Below are 8,671 nucleotides of genomic sequence, written 5' to 3' on the forward strand. Positions count from 1 at the left end.
CAGACCATGTGGGCGAGCCGGTAGGGGAAGGAAGGATTGAAGATGACCTGCCACCAGTCGACGACATGAAAAATGCCGTTGGCGTCGGCCACCGCGCCCTGCGGCGTCTGCATCCAACTGTTGGCGGCGAGGATCCAGGTGGCCGACGTCAGCGTGCCGCCCGCCACCATGCAGCAGGCGAAGAAATGCAGTCCCCTGCTGACCCGGTTCTGGCCGAACAGCACGATGCCGATGAAGCCGGCCTCGAGGAAGAAGGCGGTCAGCGCCTCGTACATGAAGAGCGGGCCGAGGACGTTGGAGACCGAGCGCGAGAAGCCCGCCCAGTTGGTGCCGATCTCGTAGCTCAGCACGAGGCCAGTGATGACGCCCATGCCGAAGGCCAGCGCGAAGATGGAAATCCAGAAGCGCATGAGATCGCGATAGACCTCGCGTCCGGTGCGCCACCAAAGGCCGCTCAGTAGCGCGACGAAGCAGGCGAGCCCGATCGTGACCGTCGGCCACAGGATGTGGAAGCCCATTGTGAAGGCGAACTGGAGTCGGGCAAGGATGACGGCATCCATGGTCAAGCCACCTCAACCTGGACCTGCGCCCGCACGATGCGGATCGGAATGCCCTTGTAGGAGGGTGTGAAACTCATTGGATCGTGGGCGTGAAGCGGCACCAGCGGATTGGTCTCTGGGTAATAGGCCGCGCAGCCGCCGGCCGGGAATGCATGGGCGACCAGCTTGAAATTGCGAACCACTCGCTCCACGCCGTCGTCTGAAACGGTGACTAGGTCGACGCGGTCGCCCGGCTTGAAGCCGCGCTTCTCGATTTCCTCGACGCTTATGAACAGCACGTCGCGTTGGCCGAACACGCCGCGATAGCGGTCTGAGAGTGAATAGAGCGTGGTATTGTACTGGTCATGGCTGCGCACGCTGGTGAGCCACAAAACGTCCGCATCGGATGCGTTATCCTCGCCGAGCCCATCGAACGGCATGAAGTTCGCCTTGCCGGTAGCCGTATTCCAAATACGCTCGCGCGCCGTCGAGGGGAGGTGGAAGCCGCCGGGTACGCGGATGCGAGCGTTGTAGCCCTCGAAAATCGGAAAGACGTCTTCGATGGCGTCGCGTATCAGGTCGTAGTCGGCGACGAAGATCTCCCAGTCCACAACTGAGCGCATCCCGAGGGTGGCGCGGGCCATGCCTGCAACGATCGCGGGCTCGCTCTTCAGGTGCTCGGAGGCAGGTTCGTTCATGCCGGTCGACGCGTGCACCATCGACATAGAGTCCTCGACGGTGATGGATTGCGGGCCTGCCGCCTGCAGGTCAACCTCCGTGCGGCCTAGGCAGGGCAGGATGAGCGCGTCGCGGCCATGGATGATGTGGCTGCGGTTAAGCTTGGTCGAGACGTGAACAGTGAGATCGAGACGGCGAAACGCCTCCTGCGTGACCTGCCAGTCTGGGATGGCAGCGACGATGTTGCCACCCATGCCGATGAAGACGCGCGCTTTTCCCTCGACCATGGCCTCCAGCGCGGTGACGACATTGTGTCCATGCTCAGCAGAGGGCTCGAAGCCAAAACGCTGTCCCAGCCGGCCGAGGAATTCAGGGGTCGGAATTTCGGTTATGCCGACGGTACGGTCGCCTTGGACGTTGGAATGGCCGCGCACCGGGCACAAGCCGGCGCCTTCCTTTCCGATATTTCCCTTGAGCAGGCAAAGATTGGCAAGCTGCTGGACGCTTTTCGCGCCGTGCCGGTGCTGGGTGATGCCCATGCCATAGACGACGATCGCCCTCTTCGCCTTCATATAGACATGGGCGGCTTCCTCGATCGCCGAGCGCGTGAGGCCCGATCGCCGCTCGATGTCTTCCCAGCATGTGGCCTTGAGGTCGGCGACGAGCGCCTCGATGCCGACGGTGTGGCCGCGGATAAAATCCCAGTCAAGGGCCTCGATCTGGTGTTCGGCGCGCAGCCGCTCATCCTCCTCGACTAGCACCTTCATCAAGCCCTTGAGCACTGCGATGTCGCCGCCGACCTTGACTTGGTGCAGGCGCGAGCTGATCGGGGTGGACGTCAGCGTCGTCATCTCGATCGGGCTCTGCGGCGCCTGAAAGCGCTCCAGCGCCCGCTCGCGGAACGGATTGAACGAAATAATGGTTGCGCCGCGTCGCGAGGCACTGCGCAGGCTGGTCATCATGCGCGGGCTGTTGGTGCCGGGGTTCTGGCCGAAGATGAAGATGCAGTCAGTCTTGTCGAAATCGTCCAGCAGCACCGTGCCCTTGCCGACGCCGAGCGACTGCGGCAAGCCGACGCTGGTAGCCTCGTGGCACATGTTGGAACAGTCGGGGAAGTTGTTGGTGCCGTATTCGCGCACAAAGAGCTGGTAGAGGAAGGCGGCCTCGTTGGAGGTGCGACCGGAGGTGTAGAACTCCGCCATATTCGGATTGGGAAGGGCGCCCAGATGCCGACCGATCATGGCGAAGGCGTCGTCCCAGTTCACCGACAAGTAGCGATCGCTGGCTTGGTCGTAGGCCATCGGATGAGTAAGCCGCCCGACCATTTCGAGTTCGTAGTCGCTCCATGTCGAAAGCTCGGTGACGGTGTGAGCTGCGAAGAACTCCGGCGTGCAGCGCTTCGCCGTCACCTCCCAGGCGACTGCCTTGCCGCCGTTCTCGCAGAATTCGAAGGGCGAGGTGTGTTTGGGATCTGGCCAAGCGCAGCCCGGGCAATCGAAGCCAAGCGGCTGGTTCATGCGCAGCAGCGTTGTCGCGCCCTTGATCGCAATATCCTGCTCGACCAGGTGCTCGCCGAGCGCCTTCAGCGCACCCCAGCCGCCGGCGGCCTCGTCATAACGCTCAATACGCTTCTTGCCACTCATTTCTATGCCCCTGTGTGGATTCAGCTACCGGCCGACCCCCTGTCAGCGAAGCCCCGCCAGTCGTCGAACCGCCCGCGACATCTTCCGATCCGCGCGAGCGGCACGCCGAAGCGGCTCTGCTGGCCTATCAGTGGGTAGCGCGAAAACGGTCGCCAACCCTCGACCACGCGTCAGATCAGAAGCCGAAACCGCTGAGACCAGGATGGTCGTCGGGGCGACGACCCAAAGGCCAATGCAACTTGCGTTCGGACTCCGCGATTGGATGTTCGTTAATGCTGGCGATCCGGCGGCGCATCAGCCCTTCCGTATCGAACTCCCAATTTTCGTTGCCGTAGGCCCTGAACCATTGGCCGCTGTCATCATGGTATTCATAGGCGAAGCGGACAGCGATCCGGTTTCCCGCAAACGTCCAAAGTTCCTTTACCAGCCGGTAATCGAGTTCTTTGTTCCATTTGCGGGTGAGAAAAGCCTCGATGGCTTCCCGGCCTGTCACGAACTCGGCGCGATTACGCCAGGCACTGTCAACCGTATAGGCGAGCGCGACACGGCCGGGGTCACGCGTGTTCCAGCCGTCTTCGGCTGAGCGCACTTTTTCTATGGCGGTTTGTTCCGTGAAGGGTGGAAGCGGTGGGCGGGACATGGCATTTTCCTGTGAGAGAGCAACGGGAAGTCGCAAGCGGCGACCGCTTGCCGCAGATCGGGGCGACGCCATTCCGCGCCGACGGTCCATGGCCTTGGGGGTCAGTCCGCCATCCGCCCGGCTTCGAAAAGGAACCAGGTACGGCGCTCGGCCTCATCAATCCAAACCTCGATCAAGCTGGTCGTCGCGACGTCGTCGTGCTCCTCGCATACTGCGTGCACGGCGCGCAGGAGACTTATGAAGGTGCGGTTGTCTTGGGCAAGCTCGGCCAGCATGTCGTGTGGCGTCACATAGGCCGCGTCATTGTCGGAGATTCGCTGCTCCTTCGCGATCTGTCCGATAGAGCGGAGCGTGGTGCCGCCGATCTTGCGACAGCGCTCAGCGATGTCATCGGTGATAGCGAAGATTTGCTCGCCTTGTTCGTCGAGTAACACATGGTAATCACGGAAGTGCGGCCCTGACATGTGCCAGTGGAAATTCTTCGTCTTGAGGTAAAGCGCGAAGGTATCGGCTAGCAACCCGGTGAGAGCGGCAGAGATATCTGTCACGGCATTCTCGCCGAGATCGGAAGGGGTACGGAGCGGTGCGGCGCGAAGGCGGAGGGCGTTGGTGGTCATGGGGATGATCCTTGGTCAGCGAGCTCAATGCGTGCTCAATTGCGCCAACCTAGGCCCCGAAAAGCCGTCTGGTCTTCTGCAAATGCCGGGTTTTCTTTCTGAATGCCCGGAAAGGACGGGCTCTTCATCGGCCAGCGAGGGGCGTCGCGGCGGTCAGCGCCCGGACGCCGCCAGCCCTGCAGTTTCATTTCGCTGGGCCACGAGACAAGGTTGTGTGCTGTGAGTTCTGCAAATTCGCTGAGAAAGGGCGGTCATGGCAGGCTGGTGATATTCAACGTCACCGAGTTCCGCCACATTCTGCTTTCGAGCCCTGATGGGCTGCGCGATGTGATCCGCGCGGTGATGCAGGAAGTCCTGGAGGGCGAGATGGATGAGGTGCTTGGAGCCGAGAAATGCTAGCGCACGCCGGAGCGGCTCGCCTATCGTTCGGGCCATTACGGTCGCACGCTCGTCACGCGCGCCGGCAAGCTCGGACTCAGGGTGCCGCAGAACCGGCAGGGCCGCTTCTCGGCGGAGTTGTTCGAGCGCTACTAGCTTTCCGAGCGGGCGCAAGCCGCTGGACGAGAGCCTCCCCGCCTTTGCCAATCGCCCGCTCCAGGAGCCGTTCCCTTACCTCATTGTCGATGCTCGCTACGAGAAGGTCTGCGAAGTCGGCATCGTCATGGGCCAGGCGGTGCTGATTTCCGTCGGGATTGACTGGGACGGAAGGCGCCAGAGCCATCGAGATGGCCAATCGCGACAACCGCTCGACCTGGCGGGATTTCTCGTCGGCTTGAAAGCGTGAGGCCTCAGGGACGTCGAACTGGTCGTGTCCGACGATCGACCTGAACAAGCAGCCGAAATGCACGGTCGTGTGTTCCGAAGTGCTCTGGTGGAGATGCCATAGCCGAAACATCGCCGACTATTTGATCGTCCATTGGATGGCGGTCTCTCTGCTTGGGCCCGGATAACGTCACGCCTGCGGTTCTCGCGATCTGCGCGGAGAAGGTCGCCGCGGGCTTGCCTTATCGAGAGCGTGTGGCCGGTTCATGAAGGGTAATGGCGCCGCTTAGAATGGCAGCGACCCGAACGCGCAGATAGGGCGCCAACTCATTCTCGAACCATGAGTTGCGCCGCAGCCAGCCTGCACATCTCCAGGAGGGGTGCGGCAGCGGGATCACCGCAGGCCCATAGGTGCGCCATGCCGCGACGGTCTCGGTCATCGAACGCCTCGGCGTGTCTCCCAACGCCCACCGCTGAGCATAAGCGCCGACCAGCACCGTAAGTTCCACCTTCGGCAGACATGCCAGGAGCGACTGCCGCCAGAGCGCGGCGCACCTGGGCGGTGGCGGATAGTCGCCGCCTTTGGGATTGGTCCCCGGAAAGCAGAACGCCATGGGGGCCACGCCGATACGCGGGTCCGCATAGAAGGCGCGCCGATCCACTCCAAGCCACTCGCGCAGCCGGTCGCCCGACGGGTCATCGAACGGAAGTCCGCTTTCATGCACGCGTCGCCCCGGCGCCTGTCCACAGATCAACAGCCGGGTGCCGGGGGCCACCTGCACCACCGGGCGCGGTTCATGGCCGAACTCCTCGACGCACACGCGGCATGCCCGAATGCTCGAAAGCAACGCGTCAAGTTGCGACTGTTCCAACTGGCCGCGCGTTCCGTCGTCGCGCGAATGTGCCACGAAGCTATGACTTGCAGAAACGTCTACCACGTCGTTCCGATCCCTATTGTTGCCTCGCCCTGTCGTCAGTTCAATTACTGACCAGAGGACGTAGGAGTTCGGATAACATTCGACCAGCCGCCGCCGGAGTTGCGCGACGCTTCACCGCGGGAACGTGCAGAGCTTCTGGACAATTGTTTCCTTCGATTCCATAGCATGCTGAAACCGTCCAACCGACATGCCGTGGCAGGTGATTGCCTTGGTAAGAATTTGCCCGCTTGCTGTGGTGCGTCGACAACCTTGGTCCTCGTCGCGCTCGTTCACAATGGGAAGCGCAGGTCGTCCCGAGTTGCTAAGGAAAACCTGACGCTTGGCAGTTGTGGTCCAAATGATGCTGGCAGCTCCGGCTGCACGCCTTTAACTGTTGGCTGCTCCAAAACTTCAAAGAGACGCGAAGCCAGTCAGTGCGGACCTACGGATTGCCGAACAATAACACGGCAAACTCTGGCACAACGAAAGGAAGCCGATCACTGCGTACTGGCAATCCAGCTATTTGATTGAATGGAGTTCTAGAACCGCCTGATCCACGGCCCCCTCGTCGCCACCCCAGCCCAATCGGGTTCCATGCTCATCGAGTGTTTGGCGGGTGGCCGTCAGTGCAGTTTGCAACATGGCGAGTTCAGCTAGAACTGCAGATGACAGAGGCCCGCCATCTGCCGCGATGGTTTCGACAGCATTCGTCCTCGCAGCCTCGAGCGCTGCGGAAAGTGCGCGAACTGGATGGACGCTGGACATGGGCTTCTCCTCGTCAATAACTTGGTACCGACCCGTTCGTGGATCGGCAGATTGCGTGCCTTACGTGCCGCAACGATGCCACACGCGGGAGGCAGGTTCTTTTCCAAAGGCATGCTGCGTTTCGTCTTTGACCGTTGCAGGGATCAGGCACGCTCTCAACCGGTGTTCGTCAATTTCTGCCTCGCCGACTAGCGCCTTCAGGCCCCAATGGTTTCGGCAGAACTAGACACATGACCTGGACCCGCCAATGAACTCGGCGCGCCTAAGAAGGCGACGATTCTGCTGCTCCTGATACCCTCCGCCGTAGGATCTCAATTGAGAATGGGGAGTCTGCCGTTCCTTATTGAAGCCGCCCCGCCGGAGGGGAAAGTCCGGAAATACGGTATGAGATATCGGTCGTCGTTCTCGCCGAGATGCGCAATCCATGACCTCACGTCTGGCATCGCTGGACGCAAGTATGATTTCGCTCAGTCGACGGCAAATACACTCTTGCGGCGCTTCCTCCCAAAGCGTGGGCCGCAAGGAGTACGACGATGCCAAACGTACGACATGTTTGGATAACAATTGCCTGGGCCGCGCTGTTAGCGGCAGGCTCGGGTTTGGCGGCCTTGGCTCATGACGGCGGCCACATTAGTGGCGGCCAAGGAGAGGGCTACGGTCACCGCCACAGTGACGAAGGACATGACGCGGGAGGGCCAAATGACCCTTCAAAGGCCGGGAGCATCGGCGGTCGCTGCCGGCGATCAGTTCTCAGAATGCTGATCTCATTGAGGCGAGAATTCCATCACCTGCAGAGGTGTGCGGCCAGTCGGGAGAACCAACTCGATACAGCGGTCGCCGAGGTCTTCCTGCGAGAATCGCTTCTTTGAATGTAACGAGACGAACCAGCATTGGTCCGGGCGCGCCCCGGATGGGCCGGCCTCCCCGGCAGGAGGAATCATGAATATCAATCATCCCGGCAAACCGGAGACGGAGGTCGTAGCATTGACCTTACCGCGTGCCAAAGAGGGGAGATTTGTCCGCGCGCTCCGCATCGTCGCATTTGGCGTTGCTGCCCTATCTGCGTTGTCCGCCGCTGCGTATGCCGGCCGGCAGTATTGGACGGTCTGGCGTTTCGAGGAATCGACCGACGATGCCTATGTGGAGGCCCACATCGTGCCAGTTGCACCTCAAGTCGCCGGCTACCTCGCCACTGTGCTGGTCGCAGACAATCAGAAGGTCAAGGCGGGCGACGTGTTGGCGACCATCGATCCGCGCAGCTTCAAGGCAGCCGTCGATGAGGCGAAGGCAGACGTCGCCGAGGCGAAGGCGAAAATCGTGAGCATCGACGCCCAGTTGGCAGAGCAGCGCGCCCTCATCGACGAGGCGGATGCCACCCTAAAGGCCGACCAGGCCACGGAGGTCTATGCCGCGCAAAATGACGAACGCTTCGAAACGCTTGCCAAGGGGGGATATGGCTCCGTCCAGAATGCACAGCAGGCAGCATCCCAGATCGGCGCCGCGAACGCATTGGTCGCGAAGGACAAGGCAGCCCTGGAGGCGGTGCGGCGAGAGGTCGGCACTCTCGCGGCCCAGCTTGATGAAGCAAATGCTGCTCTGCAGCACAACCAAGGAGCACTCGAGGAGGCAGAACTGAACCTAGGCTACACGGTTTTGCGGGCGCCCAGCGAAGGCGTTGTCGGTATGCGCCAGTTGCGGGTGGGCCTCTACGTCCAGCCTGGCATGCAACTACTTGCGGTAGTCCCGCTCGACGGTATCTATGTGGTCGCCAACTACAAAGAAACCCAGCTCTCCGAGGTCACTTCGGGCCAGAAGGTCAGGATCGACGTTGATGCTTTCGCCGACACCCCCGTAAGGGGCATCGTTGACAGCATCGCGCCGGCCAGCGGCCAAGAGTTCTCGCTCCTGCCCCCCGACAATGCCACCGGAAATTTCACGAAGATCGTTCAGCGGATCCCCGTCAAGATCGCAATAGACCGGGATGATCCTCTCGCAGGGTTGCTCCTGCCCGGAATGTCAGTCACCGCCACGATCACCGTTAGCCAACCGCCGCCAGATACAGAGCATGGCAGGTCTCGAAACCAGCCATGACCGAGACCCTACCGATGAC

7 protein-coding genes and 1 pseudogene are annotated in these 8,671 nt (G+C 61.5%); 2 read left to right on the forward strand and 6 right to left on the reverse strand.

What is annotated here, in order from left to right:
• From EN893_RS09685 to EN893_RS09700, 4 genes are all read right to left on the reverse strand, one after another.
• On the reverse strand, positions 1 to 560 hold a 560-nt coding region (locus tag EN893_RS09685; RefSeq protein ID WP_164900782.1), incomplete at its 3' end, for a cytochrome ubiquinol oxidase subunit I.
• Between the two features lie 2 nt (positions 561 to 562).
• Positions 563 to 2,860 (reverse strand): FdhF/YdeP family oxidoreductase, encoded by a 2,298-nt coding sequence (locus tag EN893_RS09690; protein ID WP_127270666.1) that lies wholly within the window; start codon positions 2,858 to 2,860, stop codon positions 563 to 565.
• Positions 2,861 to 3,035: 175 nt separating this feature from the next.
• Positions 3,036 to 3,500, reverse strand: coding sequence for a nuclear transport factor 2 family protein (locus EN893_RS09695; protein WP_127270298.1), 465 nt, complete (start codon positions 3,498 to 3,500; stop codon positions 3,036 to 3,038).
• 101 nt (positions 3,501 to 3,601) lie between these two features.
• Positions 3,602 to 4,117: a DNA starvation/stationary phase protection protein gene (locus EN893_RS09700; RefSeq protein ID WP_127270297.1), complete on the reverse strand. Its 516-nt coding sequence runs from the start codon at positions 4,115 to 4,117 to the stop codon at positions 3,602 to 3,604.
• 342 nt (positions 4,118 to 4,459) lie between these two features.
• Between EN893_RS09700 and EN893_RS09705 the strand changes: the two are divergent.
• Positions 4,460 to 4,898 (forward strand): annotated as a pseudogene (locus EN893_RS09705) (transposase); the annotation flags it as partial.
• A gap of 223 nt (positions 4,899 to 5,121) precedes the next feature.
• On the opposite strand, the gene EN893_RS09710 reads toward EN893_RS09705, so the two are convergent.
• Complete coding sequence (locus EN893_RS09710) at positions 5,122 to 5,751, reverse strand: uracil-DNA glycosylase family protein (RefSeq protein ID WP_127270300.1); 630 nt, start codon at positions 5,749 to 5,751, stop codon at positions 5,122 to 5,124.
• A 564-nt stretch (positions 5,752 to 6,315) separates the two neighbouring features.
• Positions 6,316 to 6,561: a hypothetical protein gene (locus tag EN893_RS09715; RefSeq protein ID WP_127270296.1), complete on the reverse strand. Its 246-nt coding sequence runs from the start codon at positions 6,559 to 6,561 to the stop codon at positions 6,316 to 6,318.
• A 939-nt stretch (positions 6,562 to 7,500) separates the two neighbouring features.
• On the opposite strand from EN893_RS09715, the gene EN893_RS09720 reads away from it, so the two are divergent.
• Positions 7,501 to 8,652 carry an HlyD family secretion protein gene (locus EN893_RS09720; RefSeq protein ID WP_127269550.1) on the forward strand — a complete coding sequence of 384 codons (1,152 nt, stop codon included), beginning with the start codon at positions 7,501 to 7,503 and terminating at the stop codon, positions 8,650 to 8,652.
• Positions 8,653 to 8,671 lie beyond the last annotated feature (19 nt).

Source organism: Mesorhizobium sp. M7A.F.Ca.CA.004.04.2.1, from assembly GCF_004022825.1.
GTDB lineage: Bacteria > Pseudomonadota > Alphaproteobacteria > Rhizobiales > Rhizobiaceae > Mesorhizobium.

What these genes read in the sequence shown, in the direction of transcription:
- EN893_RS09700 (WP_127270297.1), bottom strand. Translation starts at nt 4,117, where the DNA reads ATGACCACCAACGCCCTCCGCCTTCGCGCCGCACCGCTCCGTACCCCT.
- EN893_RS09715 (WP_127270296.1), bottom strand. Translation starts at nt 6,561, where the DNA reads ATGTCCAGCGTCCATCCAGTTCGCGCACTTTCCGCAGCGCTCGAGGCT.
- EN893_RS09720 (WP_127269550.1), top strand. Translation starts at nt 7,501, where the DNA reads ATGAATATCAATCATCCCGGCAAACCGGAGACGGAGGTCGTAGCATTG.
- EN893_RS09695 (WP_127270298.1), bottom strand. Translation starts at nt 3,500, where the DNA reads ATGTCCCGCCCACCGCTTCCACCCTTCACGGAACAAACCGCCATAGAA.
- EN893_RS09690 (WP_127270666.1), bottom strand. Translation starts at nt 2,860, where the DNA reads ATGAGTGGCAAGAAGCGTATTGAGCGTTATGACGAGGCCGCCGGCGGC.